15 protein-coding genes and 2 tRNA genes are annotated in these 15,762 nt (G+C 54.8%); 5 read left to right on the top strand and 12 right to left on the bottom strand.

Annotated elements, in window-relative coordinates:
* Positions 1-93: 93 nt before the first annotated feature.
* The gene (gene erpA / locus H151_RS0109760; protein ID WP_019961481.1) at positions 94-435 is read left to right on the top strand and encodes an iron-sulfur cluster insertion protein ErpA; all 342 of its coding nucleotides are present in this window, start codon (positions 94-96) and stop codon (positions 433-435) included.
* A gap of 868 nt (positions 436-1,303) precedes the next feature.
* A complete protein-coding gene (locus H151_RS0109750; protein WP_019961479.1) occupies positions 1,304-2,092 on the top strand; it encodes an exodeoxyribonuclease III in 789 nt (262 codons plus the stop codon).
* A gap of 203 nt (positions 2,093-2,295) precedes the next feature.
* On the opposite strand, the gene H151_RS0109745 is transcribed toward H151_RS0109750, so the two are convergent.
* The 5 genes from H151_RS0109745 to H151_RS0109725 form a co-directional block, all read right to left on the bottom strand.
* A complete protein-coding gene (locus tag H151_RS0109745; RefSeq protein WP_156823456.1) occupies positions 2,296-3,075 on the bottom strand; it encodes a hypothetical protein in 780 nt (259 codons plus the stop codon).
* A gap of 244 nt (positions 3,076-3,319) precedes the next feature.
* Complete coding sequence (locus tag H151_RS0109740; RefSeq protein WP_026353948.1) at positions 3,320-4,294, bottom strand: hypothetical protein; 975 nt, start codon at positions 4,292-4,294, stop codon at positions 3,320-3,322.
* 140 nt (positions 4,295-4,434) lie between these two features.
* The gene (locus H151_RS0109735) at positions 4,435-5,058 is read right to left on the bottom strand and encodes a DUF2497 domain-containing protein (protein WP_019961476.1); all 624 of its coding nucleotides are present in this window, start codon (positions 5,056-5,058) and stop codon (positions 4,435-4,437) included.
* Between the two features lie 98 nt (positions 5,059-5,156).
* Positions 5,157-6,512 carry a TolC family outer membrane protein gene (locus H151_RS0109730; protein ID WP_019961475.1) on the bottom strand — a complete coding sequence of 452 codons (1,356 nt, stop codon included), beginning with the start codon at positions 6,510-6,512 and terminating at the stop codon, positions 5,157-5,159.
* Positions 6,513-6,636: 124 nt separating this feature from the next.
* Positions 6,637-7,290, bottom strand: coding sequence for a protein-L-isoaspartate O-methyltransferase family protein (locus H151_RS0109725; protein WP_026353947.1), 654 nt, complete (start codon positions 7,288-7,290; stop codon positions 6,637-6,639).
* Between the two features lie 207 nt (positions 7,291-7,497).
* Between H151_RS0109725 and H151_RS0109720 the strand changes: the two genes are divergently transcribed.
* Positions 7,498-7,571, top strand: a tRNA-Cys gene (locus tag H151_RS0109720).
* Positions 7,572-7,592: 21 nt separating this feature from the next.
* Here H151_RS0109720 and H151_RS16095 read toward each other — a convergent pair.
* The gene (locus tag H151_RS16095) at positions 7,593-7,958 is read right to left on the bottom strand and encodes a DUF962 domain-containing protein (RefSeq protein ID WP_019961473.1); all 366 of its coding nucleotides are present in this window, start codon (positions 7,956-7,958) and stop codon (positions 7,593-7,595) included.
* Between the two features lie 471 nt (positions 7,959-8,429).
* On the opposite strand from H151_RS16095, the gene H151_RS0109710 reads away from it, so the two are divergent.
* Positions 8,430-8,504: transfer RNA gene (locus H151_RS0109710), tRNA-Asn, on the top strand.
* A 242-nt stretch (positions 8,505-8,746) separates the two neighbouring features.
* Here the strand turns inward: H151_RS0109710 and H151_RS16090 are convergent.
* Together H151_RS16090 and H151_RS0109700 are read right to left on the bottom strand one after the other, a co-directional pair.
* Positions 8,747-10,594, bottom strand: coding sequence for an ABCB family ABC transporter ATP-binding protein/permease (locus tag H151_RS16090; RefSeq protein ID WP_019961472.1), 1,848 nt, complete (start codon positions 10,592-10,594; stop codon positions 8,747-8,749).
* A 753-nt stretch (positions 10,595-11,347) separates the two neighbouring features.
* Positions 11,348-12,325, bottom strand: coding sequence for a LysM peptidoglycan-binding domain-containing protein (locus tag H151_RS0109700; RefSeq protein WP_019961471.1), 978 nt, complete (start codon positions 12,323-12,325; stop codon positions 11,348-11,350).
* A gap of 133 nt (positions 12,326-12,458) precedes the next feature.
* Here H151_RS0109700 and H151_RS0109695 point away from each other — a divergent pair, with 133 nt between their 5' ends.
* The gene (locus H151_RS0109695) at positions 12,459-13,004 is read left to right on the top strand and encodes an LOG family protein (protein ID WP_019961470.1); all 546 of its coding nucleotides are present in this window, start codon (positions 12,459-12,461) and stop codon (positions 13,002-13,004) included.
* Between the two features lie 482 nt (positions 13,005-13,486).
* Here the strand turns inward: H151_RS0109695 and H151_RS17560 are convergent, their stop codons facing one another.
* The 4 genes from H151_RS17560 to H151_RS0109680 all read right to left on the bottom strand — a co-directional run bounded on the left by H151_RS17560 (position 13,487) and on the right by H151_RS0109680 (position 15,752).
* Positions 13,487-13,957 (bottom strand): hypothetical protein, encoded by a 471-nt coding sequence (locus tag H151_RS17560; protein ID WP_156823455.1) that lies wholly within the window; start codon positions 13,955-13,957, stop codon positions 13,487-13,489.
* Between the two features lie 255 nt (positions 13,958-14,212).
* A complete protein-coding gene (locus H151_RS0109690; protein WP_019961469.1) occupies positions 14,213-14,407 on the bottom strand; it encodes a helix-turn-helix transcriptional regulator in 195 nt (64 codons plus the stop codon).
* Positions 14,404-14,823 carry a hypothetical protein gene (locus H151_RS0109685; RefSeq protein WP_019961468.1) on the bottom strand — a complete coding sequence of 140 codons (420 nt, stop codon included), beginning with the start codon at positions 14,821-14,823 and terminating at the stop codon, positions 14,404-14,406. The genes H151_RS0109690 and H151_RS0109685 overlap by 4 nt, the downstream gene beginning before the upstream one ends.
* 2 nt (positions 14,824-14,825) lie before the next feature.
* On the bottom strand, positions 14,826-15,752 hold the full coding sequence (locus tag H151_RS0109680) for an alpha/beta fold hydrolase (RefSeq protein ID WP_019961467.1): 927 nt from the start codon (positions 15,750-15,752) through the stop codon (positions 14,826-14,828).
* Between the last annotated feature and the right edge of the window lie 10 nt (positions 15,753-15,762).

Genomic DNA, 15,762 nt, shown 5'->3' with positions numbered 1-15,762 from the left:
CTTACGCGCTGGCATAACGCGCCAAGGGCCCTTATATGGTGTGTCTTATCGTGTGTTGCTAAGAATGCAAATCATTGGAGTTAGACCCAGATCATGTCCGAGGTTTTGAACACCGCCAATATCCGCCTATCAGCCTCTGCCGCGCGTCAGATCAAAGTGATTATGGAGGCGGAAGGCGCACACTATCTGCGGGTCTCGGTCATCGGGGGCGGGTGTTCTGGCTTTTCCTATAAGTTCGATCTGGAACAGGACGCCCAAGCAGACGATCTGAAGTTGGAGCGCGATGGCGCAACCGTGTTGATCGACCCCATGTCCATCGACTTTTTGAAAGATTCTGAGATTGATTATGTCGATGAGCTGATCGGGGCCGCGTTTAAGATCCACAATCCCAACGCCACAGCCGCCTGTGGGTGCGGGACGAGCTTTGCGATCTGATCCCTTTTAGCACCTGAGTTCATAACCCTGTTGTCATCGCGGACGAATGATCATGAGATCCGGGATCTGTTGAGGGTGCCAGCAAAGCACATGGATCCCCGATCAAGTCGGGGATGACAGTAATTATCGAAAAGCTAAGGGAAAACGCCCCCTCCGGCCTTTCAGGCCACCTCCCCCGCTTTGCAGGGGAGGACATATCGCGCGACAGCCCGCAAGGCCAAAGGCCGCCCGCAGCGAAGCGAGGATATGCCTAAGAAAGCGTCACCCCAAACTTGATTTGGGGTCCATGCCGGACGGGGTGAGCCAGGTTCTGATCAATCAGAATAATCGTCAAGCTCACGGCATGGATGCCAGATCAAGTCTGGCATGACAAAGCGTAAACTGTCATCCCGGACGAATGAAAATGAGATCCGGGATCTGTTGAGGGTGCCAGCAAAGCACATAGATCCCCGATCAAGTCGGGGATGACAGTATTTATCGAAAAGCTAAGAGGAAAACGCCCCCTCCGGCCTTTCAGGCCACCTCCCCCGCTTTGCAGGTGAGGACATATCGCGCGACAGCCCGCAGCGAAGCGAGGATTTGCCTAAAAAAAGTCGGGCGACAGCCCGCAAGGCCAAAGGCCGCCCGCAGCGAAGCGAGGATTTGCCTAAGAAAGCGTCACCCCAAACTTGATTTGGGGTCCATGCCGGACGGGGTGAGCCAGGTTCTGATCAATCAGAATAATCGTCAAGCTCACGGCATGGATGCCAGATCAAGTCGGGGATGACAGAGTGTTCTCTCATGAGCCCGAACGCTGCCCCGCGCCCCTTCCCCTGATCTGCAAATAGGACCATCTTGCCCCTCAAAATGATGATGAAAGAGGCAAGCCATGCTGTCGGTCGTATCCTGGAATGTGAACTCCATCAAAGCGCGTCTTCTTAACGTCTGCGAATGGCTGCGCGAAGAATCTCCCGATGTGGTTTGCCTTCAAGAGATTAAATGCATCGACGAGAACTTCCCGCGTCTGGAGATCGAAGATCTGGGCTATAATGTCGAGACCGTCGGCCAGAAAAGCTATAATGGCGTAGCGATCCTGTCTAAACGCCCGATCGAAGAGATCGCCCATCGCGCCCTTCCTGGCGACGAAGAGGATGGACAAGCGCGCTATATCGAGGCGGTGATCAGTGCCGACAGCGGTCCGGTACGCATTGCCTCCATTTATCTGCCCAATGGCAACCCCGCGCCAGGTCCGAAATATGAGTATAAGCTTGCCTGGTGGGATCGGCTCAACGCCCATGCGCAAAATCTTCTCAGCTTTGAAGAAGCCGTCATTCTGGCCGGTGATTACAATCTAATCCCCACCGATGATGACGTGCATGATCCTGCTAAATGGGACGGCGATGCCCTGACCCTGCCCGCCTCGCGTGAGCGCTATTATGCCCTCCTCTGGCAAGGCTATCGCAGCGCCTTTGATGAGCGCGATGGGCGTGCGCACCAATATACCTTCTGGGATTATCAGGCCGGAGCCTGGCCCAAAAATCACGGCATCCGCATCGACCATCTGATGTGTAGCCCCAAGGCGATTGATGCGCTTGAGGAGGTTACAATCGCCAAAGACACCCGCGCCAAGGACAAAGCCAGTGATCACGTGCCGATTGTTGGCGTTTTCGATCTGTAAACCTTAGATATAAAGCGTCACACCGTTCGCGCCCCTTTTCAGCTATTCTTGAAGTCTGAAAGGAGGTCCCATGCGAGCTTTAAAACTGACATTGCCCGCTTTATTTTTAGGTGGGGTTCTCCTGATTGTTATGGCTTACCCCATCTAATAAGACGCACGACTGGCCAGTCCCCAATGCCCCAATCTTTTCCCCTCGCCTGCGTTTAGGCGCGAATTTGAGGCGTGTAGGATGGCTTGGACGCGTGTACGGCGCGCGCCTTCACGTCACCGCGCAAAACCGCGACCAAAGTCTCTACCAGCTCAATTTGAACTTGTGCGTCTTTTAAGGCGGCCTCTTCTGATTTGATCGAACAGATATGAGGGGCCCCCAAAGCTCTGTGCGAGCGGATCAAAATTAAAATGGATTGTGCCGGACGGCCCCGATCGGTGCGCCGACGCACAATAATGCGTGGTTCACGCCCCATAAGATGCTTTTGCAAAGCTTTGAACGCTTTAAAAAATTCAGGGCTCAGCATGGCATCCACCTGATCAAGCCCCGGACCGGCCCCGTGCAACAGAAAACCCTCACGTCGACCTTCGAACGTGTCTTCGCGCGTTTCAGGATGGTTTTCATCCAACCAGTTTTGAAAGGCCTTGGCTTCTTTCTTGCGGGTATTCAGCAAAAAATCACACGGCGCGATTTGATGATCAAGAAAGATCGAGAGGCAGAAATCACGCGCCGCTGGACGATAATAATACTTCACCTTGCGCATCGATTTGGACGTTCCGAAGTGACGCTCATAGCGGGTCTCATAAAGACGATAACTGGCATGCTTCACCCGCCGCTGGACCCCGCTTAACGTCGAGGCATAATGCGAATGCAGGGTCAGCGCATAAAGCAGTCCAGTTTTATCACGCCAAAACGCAGATTGCGGTTTAACATATTGCAAGTTTAGACGCGTGCAAAGTTGGTTAACGATGCGGTTAACAAATAAAGCGCGCATTATATAAATGTCATTGCCTTTAAAAATCACAAGCGGTAAAATTATAAAAGCAATGACAACATGCGCTAGAGGAAAGGATAGCGCGAGCCAGCCCGAAAATTTTGATGACAATGCAATTGAAAACCCAGATAACACAGTTAAAGGGATAACAACAAAATTGGCGCAATGAAAAATAATCATCTTCAAATGTCGTGCCAATGAATATTCATGGCGACTTTGCTTTTTCTTATACTTCATAAAACACCTATATCGCCAAGGCATGTACGCATGCTTTAAGGGTTTTGACATGACGCGTGAGATCGGCCTCAAGCGCGTCAAGACCCGACGGCGCTGATTTAAGATCCGCACCTAAAGCTTGATCACTCCGGATAAGCACGGTGAGGACGCAGGCGCGTTGATCACCCTCCCCCGCGTCGACCTCAGGGCACACGACAAGGCGAAACTCACGCCCCTTGAGACCGCTAATCAAAGCGGCCAAGACCTCTTGCGTGCGCGGGCTTTGTAAATGCTTGGAAACGCCAGGCGCTTGGCCTTGAATGCGCAATATCCCAAGCGCCGTCACCGGGTCGCCATCCCCAGCATTGGGCGCATATCCACCGCGCACGCGGCTTTCGTCAAAGCGTTGCAGAATATCGCTCTGCGCGCTATGGCAGACACGAACACCAAAATCTCGGCTTAACGGGATACGTAAAACACAAAGGCGTTGGCGCACTTTGTAATGCACGCGTTGGTGAGGGGTATCCGGGTCGGATCGACCCGAAAAATCAGCAAAAACCAAATCACCAAATTCAAAGCTGCGCCCCTTGATCTGGCCTTTAATCTTGGCCCCTTCCGCCATGAATTCAGTTTTGGGAACAGCGAAACTGAAAGGGTCATCCTCATCACACCAGCTATAGAAGGGCTCAGCCGGACGAAAAGCCCAATTGTTTTCACGCGCAATATGTTTGAAAATGACAGCCTGGCCTTTAGTCCATAGCTTATCCGTACGCGCACGAAGATGGGCCGCCACACCCAGCCATAACACCAGCCCCACGCCACATCCGACAACAATTAAAGGGACATAATTAGCGTTATTTTGCGTAATGACACGCCCTAATGACCATAGCCCCAGTGCCATGGCGGCGAGCCCCAACCCCAGCACACCCACACGCAGCAGGCTTATATGGTAATAACGCTCTTTGAGCGCGAGGAAGTCCGTAAAAGGAGAAGGTTTTGACAAGGGCCCAACCTGAGTTTCGTTTTAACTCTCAGGATTTTTAACGCCTCATTCAAAGCGTGCAAGCAAAGTTTCTTCGCAATTGCACATAGAAAAAGGGCGCTGCCCATGCAACGCCCTTTTCATAATTCTTCAAAGACAGCCTATCGAGTGCGCCGCGCAACGCGTTCGATTTCTTCTTTGACTTTTTCTTCCACGATGCCAGGCAGATTTTCATCCAGCCATTGCTTCAGCATCGGACGCAGCAATTCGCGAACAATGCCTTCCAAGGTCAAGCCATTTTGGCTTGCCACCAAGAGATTGGCACTCAACGCCGCAAATGCAGCGCTGGTCGCACCGGCGGCTTCAGCACCCAGAAGCCCATCATCGTCCTTCGCCGCGGCCACAGGCGCAGGCTCTGGCTCAGGCTCAAATTCTGGCTCGGCTTCAAACTCAGGCTCAGGCTCGATCTCTTCCTCGCGGTCGAGGATCATCAGATCATCGCTGACCGACATCGGCCCTGCATCTGCCTCATCATCCTCTTCCACACGATCAGTGAGGTCGAGGACATCATCCTCATCTTCAGCCTCAAACTCAGGCTCAGCGTCGAACTCTGGTTCGGGCTCGGGCTCGGGTTCTGGCTCAATTTCGGGTTCGGGGTCTGGCTCGGCGACCGCCTCGGGTGCCTCTTCAGCCTGCTCCCCTTCATCGTCTTCATTAATAATGCGACGAATGGAGGCGAGGATCTCTTCCATTGTGGGTTCTTGATCGGCAGTTTGCTCGGCCATCGAACGTGTCCTTATGTCCGCGGTAGGTGGGGGAGTGCGTCCCCCCCCAATAAACCGTTGTCCAAGCGACTTGTCCAGCGGTCATCCGCGTTTAGCGGTTAATTCCACGGTGTTAAATCCAAAGAATTGTGCTGTGCATTGTCGATGCGACTTTGCACATCAATGGTTTCGACATCTAGGCCTAAAGTGTTAAAATCTAATGCGCCCATCGCGACTAAAAGCGCATAGCTGGCCACCTGCATGTCACGTTCTGCAGAGACGTAATCCAGGCGTGAATTTAACAATTCCTGCTCAGCGTTTAAAACGTCCAAAGTTGTGCGTAAGCCCACGAAGGCCTCTTGCTCAACGCCTTCGAAGGCAATTTCGTTGGCCCGAACCGCTTCACGACTTGATTCGATTACCGCCTGCGCGGTCAGATATTGGTTCCAGGCATTGGTAATGCCCTCAATCACCTGACGGCGCGCGCTGGCAAGCAGAAGACGGGCTTCATCCACACCGGCAATCGCTTGGCGAATACGTGATTCGTTCGCACCGCCAGTAAAGAGCGGGATGGAAACGCGCGCTTGGATCGAAGTAGACCCCACACCGCGCCCTGAAAAATCTGATTCGCGCCGCTCAGAGGCACTGGCCTGCAAAGACACATCAGGCAGACGCGCCCCGCGCGCAACCCGCACGCTATGCTCAGCCGCCGCTTCGCCATATTGCGCCGCGCGAAGGTTTGGATTGCGATCCAAAGCGACTTCAACAACGCCATCATAGTTTTGCGGCAAAGCGGGTGTGTCGCCGGGGGCTTCCAGGTTTTGCGGGGCAATCCCGACCACGCGCTCATAAAACGCCCGCGAGGCGGCCAATTGCGCTTGCGCGCCAGAGAGTTGCGCCTGGGCACCCGAAACGCGCGCTTCGGCCTGGGCCACATCGGTGCGGGTAATTTCACCCACTTCGAAGCGATCACGCGCAGCTTGCAGCTGGCGGTTCAAGACTTCGACGTTATTGGTTCGGATGCGAACCACTTCGCTGTCACGACGCACATCCACATGGGCCTGTATCGCTTGCAGCAAGGTCTGCTGTTCACTGGCCCGCAGCGATTCGCGAGACGCCTGAATGCGCGCAACGGCCTGATCAATACCGCCAGAGATACGACCGCCCGAATATAAAGACTGGCTGGCCGTCACAGAATAGCTGACCGAGCCATCATCACCGCCCAGGCCGGCATTTCCACCCCAGCTATCAAGGGTATCAGAATAGCCCGCCCCCGCGCTGAGGCTGGGCAGGCGTTGGGCGCGCGCTTGGAAAAAGCCTTCATCGGTTTGACGAAGGCGCGCGCGTTCGGCTGCCAAGCTCGGATTGGTTTGATAGGCCGTGGCCAAAGTCTCGGCCAGGGTTTGCGCCCCGGCGCTTTGACCTGCACCCATCATCAGGGCAGCGATTGAAGCCGCCAAAAAGAACCGTTTCATTTACCTTTGCTCCATCCCAAAGACGTCAGGTCCCACCCTGTTCGGTATAGGACATAAGCTAAGAACAGGCAAAAGTGAACAGCGTTCACCGCGAAATCGTGAACGATTTACACGTCTTTACAGCTTAAAAGACGAAGCCTGCTTCGCGTTCAAATCCTGCTAGCACAGTTGGTGAGGCATCGAAGATCACTTTTTCGCCAACAGCCGCGCCAGAACGGGTGAAAATTGTCGCTTTGCCCACAGGGCCTTGGCGCACGATCACCGCCAAACGCCCGCCATCTTTCAATTGGTCCAGCCAAGTTTGCGGCACTTGATCGACCGCATTATTGACGAAGATCACATCGAAGGGGCCTTGGTCGGACAAACCGGCTTTGACATCGCCGTCCACGACAACCGCATTGTCAGCGCCCACTTCACTTAAGCTTGCAATGGCTTTTTCAACCATGGCTGGATCGCTTTCCAAGCCCACGACCGTTTCACACAAGGCCGCGATTACGGCGGAAGAATACCCGCGCGCGCAGCCAATATCGAGCACGAGATCTTGCGCATCAATCTGTGCGGCATGGACCAGTTTGGCAAAATCACGCGGACGCATCATATAGCGCCCTTCCCCGATCAGAACTTCTTTATCGCCATAGGCCTCGGCAACTTTAGAGCGCGGAACGAATGTCTCACGCGGCAAGCGGGCCATGGCGTCCTGAATCCGACGGTCCGTCACATCATTAGGGCGAACTTGGCTATCAACCATATGGCGGCGGGCCTCAGCATAAAGGCTCATGGCGGTACTCCCGGTCGTGGTGGGGCGCGCATATACAGACGCGCGCGCGAAGCGATTGAAGCGCTTATATCGCGCCTCACCCTTGCGAGGCAATGCATCCATTGCCGCAATGACTGTTGCTAACAGACAAATCCCTGCAAAGGCGTGTATCTAGGTGCTTGCGAGGCGCGAAGCGAAAGAGTACAAACCTCGCTCACCATATCCAGGGGCACCGTGGCGGAGTGGTGACGCAGCGGATTGCAAATCCGTGTACCCCGGTTCGATTCCGGGCGGTGCCTCCATTTTTTCTTTATATAGCGCGATTACAGCGTCACATCCGGGCGATGGGCGGGGTGGTCGATGACCCCGGCCTTGACCAGTTCTGGGCGCAGCTTGCCGATCATGGCCAGAAAAAACATCCGGTAATCGCCCATCAATGACCATAAGGGATAGGTGAAGGTCGCCGGCTTATTGCGCTCAATCAACGCATGGCTGAACCAGGCAAAGCCATATCCGGCCACTGGAACGAGAATCACCGCCCACCAGGTCAGCGAGAGAACCGCCCATCCCAGCACACTCAGCGCCGCAGCCGAGCCGATATAGTGGAAAACCCGCGTTTCAAATCGGGCATGCTCACGTAAATAATAGGGCCAGAAACTGGCGAAGTCCTGATAGATGCGCTCTGCCATAATGCGTCGTCTCCTCCGTCTAATATTTTGTTTTTGTTAACTTAGGTTAGCAAAAAGTCCGGACTTGAAAAGTGATTTTCGTTAAGCTTGGTAAAATTCGCGTACAGAATTCTCTCCAAGTCCTTGCTGGGCATCGTTAACGATTAAGACCTCATTAACCGAGACTCGCTAATCCTGTGAACGTCTTCTTTGAAGACACCCCACCATCCACCCAATGCCTTTTCGGGAGCTTCCGGGCTCCCGACTTTTTTTGTGCTAAGGGCTGGACCGGGCGAAACGCCCCTTGTCTTTCCAAAAAACCATGTCCAAGCCCTTTAAAGCGCGTGTGTTTTCGGCCGTATGTCCGCCCTTATACGGAGCGATTATTCCTTAAAGTTCATGAGGTGATATTTTTTCTGCCTCTTGTGCATCTCACCCCTTGTCGTCATCATGGGGTCTGGATATACATGCGCCTCCATCGCGGACGGCCATTCCTCGGTAGCTCAGTGGTAGAGCAAGCGGCTGTTAACCGCTCGGTCGCTGGTTCGAATCCGGCCCGGGGAGCCACCGCGATGTAAATCAAAAAAGCCCCGTCCATGACGGGGCTTTTTGCTGTTTGCGCCTTTCTTTTGCCATCGAACTTAAGCAGGCGAGAGCCGGTAGGACCTTTAAGGCGTGCCCCCACAGCGCAGCGAGAATAAAAAATAGTGTCATCCCGGACGAACGCAGTGAGATCCGGGATCTGTTGAGGGTGCCAGCAAAGCGCATAGATCCCGGCTCAAGGCCGCGATGACATCGTCTTACACCCGCTACACCTGATTGTCTTGGCGCTCGCCCTGACGACGCCACATATCCCCATAGATGCCGTTCTGCGTGATCAACTGAGTATGGGTGCCATGCTCAGCCAGACGCCCCGCCTCCATCACCAAAATCTGATCGGCCCCGGCAATGGTTGAAAGCCGGTGCGCAATGGCAATGGTCGTGCGGCCTTTGGCAGCTTCGTTAAGCGCCGCTTGCACTTCGGCCTCCGTCTGAGAATCAAGCGCGGATGTCGCTTCATCAAGAATCAAAATCGGAGGGTCTTTCAAAATCGCGCGCGCCACGCCAACGCGCTGCTTCTCCCCACCTGAGAGCTTTACGCCGCGCTCACCCACCCGGGTGTTGAGCCCATCAGGTAGCGAATCGACAAAAGCGCGCAATTGCGCGCGATCGATCGCGGCGTTGATCTCGTCTTGATGGGCATCCGGGCGGCCATAGAGAATATTCGCGCCCAGGGTGGAGTTAAACAGCACGACTTCTTGCGGCACCAGGCCCAGATTTTGGCGCAGGCTCGCTTGCGTGACCTCGCGAATATCCTGACCATCAATGACGATCCGGCCCGCCTCCACATCATAAAACCGAAACAACAGGCGCAGCAGGGTGGATTTCCCCGCCCCTGAAGGTCCAGCAAGGCCGACATAACTGCCCGGCTCAATCTCGAAACTGACACCCTCGACCGAGCGATCGCGGCCTTCATGGGCAAAGCAGACGCCTTCAAAGCGCACCCCACCGCCCTGGATATGAAGCGCGGGCGCGCCGGGCTTATCGCTGACCTCAGGGCGTTGCTCCATCAGATGGAAGAGCTTTTCCAGATCCACCGCACCTTGTTTAACCTGGCGATAGACCCAGCCGAGAATATTCAGCGGCTGATAGACACTCATCAAGATCATAGTCAGCGCAGCAACATCGCCCACTTCCAGCTGGCCCTGCAAGGCGCGATACCCCCCCAACATCGCCATGGCCAACAGCCCCGCACTCATAATCGTGGTTTGAACCGTATTGAGCAGCGCCAAGCTTTGTTCGGTTTTGGTCGCCGCGCGGGCATAAACCTGGCGCGCCTCATCATAGCCCGCAATCTCGCGCGGTTCGGCGGCAAAGGCCTTGACCGTCTCAAAATTGCTCATGCTATCAACGGCGCGCGCGCTGACCTCGGTTTCCGCCTCATTCATCTCACGGCGCAGGCGCGTGCGCCATTCAGTCAAGACATAGGTCGCCCCGGCATAGGCCAGAACCGCCAAAACGGTAATGACCGAGAACCAAATCCCGTAACGCACGGCCACGACGATCGCCGCCAAAGTCAGCTCAATCGCGGTCGGTACAATGTTGAAGGTCAAGGTGCTCATCAAAAAGTCGATAGCGGCGGCGGCACGATGGATAATCTGCTGCATCGCGCCAGTGCGCTTGGTCTGATGAAAGCTCAACGACAGGTTCTGAACATGGGCGAAGCCCTGCACGGCCGTGATCCGCTGGGCATCCTGTGACACGGGAGAGAAGATGGCATCACGAAATTGCGGCGCGCTTTGGCTCGCCATGCGCAAAACGCCATAAGTGATAAAAAGTCCCATCACAGGCCACAGCGCGCTCATATCACTCGCGTCATAACCACCCTCGCCCGCACGCGCGAGGACGTTAATCCCCTCCCCGAACAAGATCGGCGCGGTGATGGCTAGGACCTTGCCGCCTAAGGTCAGGATAAAAGCAATCACGATCCGTAGACGCCAGCGGCGCATCTCATGTGAGGCTAAAATCTTGAACAAGCGCGCGACGGCCGGGGCTAAACGCCCCTGAACCTGGCTGGTATCGAAAACGGGCTTAGAAGCCGGAGTGTGTTTGGGCATGGACGCTCAATTAGGGCTAAGACCTACCAATAACAAGGCCACTTGGCGCGCTATGCACAGATTAAAGGGTGGAAGGATGAATTTAATATGGATCCCGGACGCGATCCGGAGTCCATTGACTTGGATGCCCCCTCCGGCCTTTCAGGCCACCTCCCCCGCGTCGCAGGGGAGGACATATCTCACATCTGTCACCCCAAACTTGTGTCACCCCAAACTTGATTTGGGGTCCATGCCGAGCGGGTGGAGCACGCTCAGGCCATGAATGCCAGATCAAGTCTGGCATGACAAAGCGTGCGTGCTCCCCTGTTTACGGGGGAGCTGTCAGCGAAGCTGACTGAGGGGGCGTGTCGACACAGACGCTTACTCTTAAAGCATCCCCATAGTGTCATCGCGGACGAATGATAGCGCTCAAGTAGCCGATAGGCGGTAGCGCACACACAGTGAGACCCGGGATCTATTGAGATTGCCATCAAAGTGAATAGATCCCCGATCAAGTCGGGGATGACAGTGCTCACTGAAAAGCTCAGAGAAAACCGCCCCCTCCGGTCCTACCGGACCACCTCCCCCGCTTTGCAGGGGAGGATAATCGGGCGATCAGCCCGCAAGCGCGAACGCGCGCCCGCAGCGAAGCGAAGCGAGGATTACGTAAAAAAATCACGGCCCCGGACGCGATCCAAGGTTCACAATCGAATCGACAACCACAGCAAAACGAGAGAAAGACCAAAAAAAGCCCCGGCGGACCGGGGCTTGGTTCTAATTGTCTTCGCCACCCTCACCCGGGGCGCTTAAAACCTGGCCGGGATAGATGAGATTGGGATCACGGATCTGATCGCGGTTGGCCTCGTAAATCACCGTGTATTGGAAGCCCTCGCCATAAAGACGACGCGCAATCCGCCACAAGGAATTACCGGGCTGAACCACAACGCGGCCCTGGCCCAGTTGTAAATCCCGCGGATTGGCGCGCTCAAACGGCAGAACAATCACCGCCGTGACCTGGCCCTCAGAATTGAGCATATCGACCTGAAGATTATAGACGCCGGGCGCGAACGATGTGCCGGCCTTCAAAGACCAGCGCCCATTATTATCGCTCAGGGTTTCACCGACCAATTGATCATTGGCGAAGACGCGAACCCGGCTACCAGCTTCTGCGCGGCCTGAGAAAATAACACTGCCACTTTCGTCATAGTCCACAGTCTCCAAGACCAGTGGCCCCATGGCCACACCATCAAAGGGCCCTTGCAGGATACGGCTGGCTTCACCGGGACGTCCCAAAACCACCAAAGGCGTCTCGGCGCGCGATTGTGGCACAGACACCACCACGACTTGATCGGAGCGGATTTCCTGCCCGCTCGCGGTGCGCATCAAAAGACTGAGCTCAACCGTGCCGGTCGGCAGCGGGGTTTCGATAATCATCACCCACTCACCGGCATTATCGACATCGGCATGGGCGATTTCATCTTCACCAGCCAGCAAAATCACGTTGGAACCTGGCGCACCGCGCCCTGCAATCACGGCCGTGCCACGCGGGTCCACGCGCACGACATCAAAGCTGGGCGGGGCCAAGGCCGGGGCCTCATCACTGGCGGGGGCGGGAGCCAAGGGGCTCTCAGAAAGGGTTTGCGAGGCCGGTTGTGGCTCACCATTGGGACGCGTGACCACATAGGCCGCCGCAGCGACGACAGCGCCCACTAACAGGGCGGTAGCGATAATAAAGGACCGCGTTGCGGTCATGGGGCACCTCCGGGTGTCCTGATCTTGCACGTTTTTACATCATGCAAGCCTCGCGCCGAAATGCGAAGCCCTTTATGCTTCAAATAACAGTGACTCGATAGAGACATAATTATGAAGGAGGCGCGTGGCGAAAATGCGCAGTATTTGCGTTTTTTGTGGGTCGATGATGGGCAATGACCCCACCTATAAGGATTTAGCCGCGCAAACCGGCACAGCGATTGGCAAATCGCAGGCTCGCCTGATCTATGGCGGCGGTGATATTGGCCTGATGGGCGTGGTCGCCAATGCGGCCTTAGCCGTCCAGGGCGAGGTTCTGGGTGTGATCCCGGAGTTTTTGAAAGATCGCGAAAACGCCCACGAGGATGTGGAGCTGCGCGTGGTCGCCACCATGTCGGCGCGGAAAGCCATGATGATCGAAGAAGCCGATGGCTTCATCGTGCTGCCCGGCGGCACCGGCACTTTGGAAGAAGTGTTCGACATGCTGTCGCGCCGCCGTTTGGGCCAGCATGAGAAACCAGTGGCATTTCTGGGGGCCAGCTATTGGGCACCGCTCAAAGCCATGCTCGAACAAGTCCATAGCCATGCCTTCGCCCCCAGCGGCGCGGCGGAAGGCTTTCTCTTCACCGACAGTGTGGACGAAGCCTTGGCCTGTGTTGGGGCGGACGCCGAACAGGCATAGGCCCAGGATCACGTCCGGGGCCGCGTTGTGTGAAGACGACCAGGCGTGTTCCCGGCCTTGAGCCGGGATCCATATTTTATCCTGTCACCCCAAACTTGATTTGGGGGCCATGCCGGACGGGTTGAGCTTAGTTCTGATCTTGCAGATTATACAGCAAGCTTACGGCATGGATGCCAGATCTCGTCTGGCATGACACCCTACCCTAAACCCTGTCATCCCCGACTTGATCGGGGATCTATCGGCCTAAAGGCAAACACAATAGATCCCGGGTCGCACTTCGTTTGCCCGGGATGACAAGATAAGTATGTACGCAGTGTGATCTTCTAGGGATCCATGTCACGTCAGACTTACTCAGGCGTCCAGCCACTGGCCGCCCAATAATCCGTATTTCGGTGAGATCGATCACGGATCGACGGAGGCGTTAAGAATAAATTCTCACGAACCTTACGGCTATATTTAAAAATGCCCACAACGAATCCTTCTTAATAATATCCAGTTTGACTGTTTAAGCAAGCCAGAAATTGTTCTGAAACATCACGTTCTTCATTATTATAAATATATATTATTTTAAAATCATCTGAATTACTTCTAATATATGATCCAAAGTATAAATCACCTATTGGATCTAATAAGTGGCAATGTATAGATGCCATTTCTTCTAAATGCACATAATAGATGCCGCTAGAATACTCCGTAATAGATCCTGGCGCTAAAATCCACATAAAATCAATATATTTGAAGCCATCATAGCGATCAGATATATTCCTAAAACTTTTGCGAATATCATTTAAAATATCTATGTATTCTTCCGAACATTCCGCTGTCCGCTCTGTACAATCCCTAAAACATTCATTCACCCTTTGCTCAAGATCCGCCGACGGCTGAATATGGGTGGATGTTGCACAAGCGCTGAGCAGCAAAGCGCATAAACTCAATGTGAGTTTAGCTTTCATCATCATCTCTCCAACTTCCCGCCTTGGACCGGGTTGTCGTATAGGGCCTGAGGCCCGATCAAACTCCAACTGGGTTCCCAGGCGATCCTAAGCGAGACTTTGATCCATGTCATGCCAGACGTGATCAGGCATCCAGGCCGTGAGTTTCCAGTAAGTCCTGAGCAGTTAAAGTTGCCTCAACCGTTACGGCATGGATCCCGGCTCAAGGCCGGGATGCCACTTTTGATACACCCTAACGATTCCCACCCCTTAGACCTAACCCTTCGGATCGAAGACATCTTCGACCTTTACGTCAAAAACGTCCGCGATTTTGAAGGCCAGCGCCAGGGAGGGATCATGCTTTTCGGTTTCCACCGCATTGATGGCCTGGCGCGAGACCCCAACCTTTTCGCCCAACTCCGCCTGACTGAGGCGATATTCAGCGCGCAGCACGCGTATACGATTTTTCACCGATACGACCACCCGACAAAGATCTGGGCCACGCCGAAGCCCGCAAACAGGCTGGGTAAAATCCAAATCAGGGAAATATCCGGCAGCTCAATAGCACCTTGCAAAAACCCATACGTAAACGTCCCAATGCCGACGATACCCGCAGAGATCAAAGCACTTTCAGTGACGATCCGCGATTGCACCTCATCCATTTGTCGCACAAAGCGCACAATGGTGATCAAGATGAAAACCGCACACAGAACCGGCAGCAAGCTCATCCCAATGCGCGTCGCCATAGAGAGCGACATCGCGTCATCAATCAGATTAATACCGATCACCGTGACCGTATAGCCGACAAACCCCAATATCATCCGCCAGAAATAGGCTTTGACCGCTTGTCTTTGAGTGGCTGATCCACACTCTGGTTTGAATTCCATGCTTAGTCCTCCAACCAGGTGTCGAGAATGGCATAAAAGGCTTGCGCCTGATCGAGCATCAAGAAATGCCCACTCTCCTCAACCACATGGATCTCATAAGGCTGAGTAAGGGCTTGATATTGCGCATCAAACATCGCACTCAACCGCTCTGCGCTCATCGGTATTCTGGCATTATGAGCGATGACGATCTCCACCGGGGCCTGAACCTGGGCCATGTCAGCGCGATAATCACGCCCCATCACCTCTTTAAGGGCCTGAATGAAGACGGCGCGATCAGAATCGAGTGTCCATTGCAGGACCTTTTCCCGGGTCGCTTCATCGCGGCTTTGAATGGCGATGCCTTGACGCTGCATGGCTTCGAAGCCCGCATCGTCCAGGCGTTCCAGCTGCATTCCCATCACTTCGGCAAAGCCTTGCGCGCTTTGTAAGCTCGCTTGCGGATTAAACAGCGCCGCCAGGAAAGGCACACTATCAACCACCATCACATCATCGATCTGATCACTCTCTATCGCCATCAATAGCGCCACCTGTCCGCCCAGGCTGTGGCCAACCACCGCAGGGTTTTCCATGGCCTGATCGGCGATATAGGCATTAAGCGCCTGGGCATTTGCGCGCGTGAAATCCTCCACCACAGGTCCGGCAGGCACACCGGCAAACCCCGCCAGGGTCATGGTGTGAACATCATAGCCAGCGTCCGCCAGATGCGCCGCGGTCCCCGTCCAGGTCTCGCCCGCCGAGCCAAGCCCTGGGATCAAGATGATATCGCGCCCGGCCTCATTCCCGCTGCGCTCGACTTCGAAGCGGGGCTCTTGCCCCTGGCTGTTGGCAGCAAAAGCGCCGACGAAGACTGTCGCCACGATCGCCAGAACGATAAAGGGCATGTCGCGCTTCACACGGGCTTGGCGCGTTAGGGGGCTGCGTTGTGTCATGGTAAGTCCT

Source organism: Woodsholea maritima DSM 17123, from assembly GCF_000382325.1.
Classification (GTDB): domain Bacteria; phylum Pseudomonadota; class Alphaproteobacteria; order Caulobacterales; family Maricaulaceae; genus Woodsholea; species Woodsholea maritima.
The sequence above is the reverse complement of the archived record's forward strand: the minus strand, read 5'-3'. Positions and strand labels throughout refer to the sequence as shown.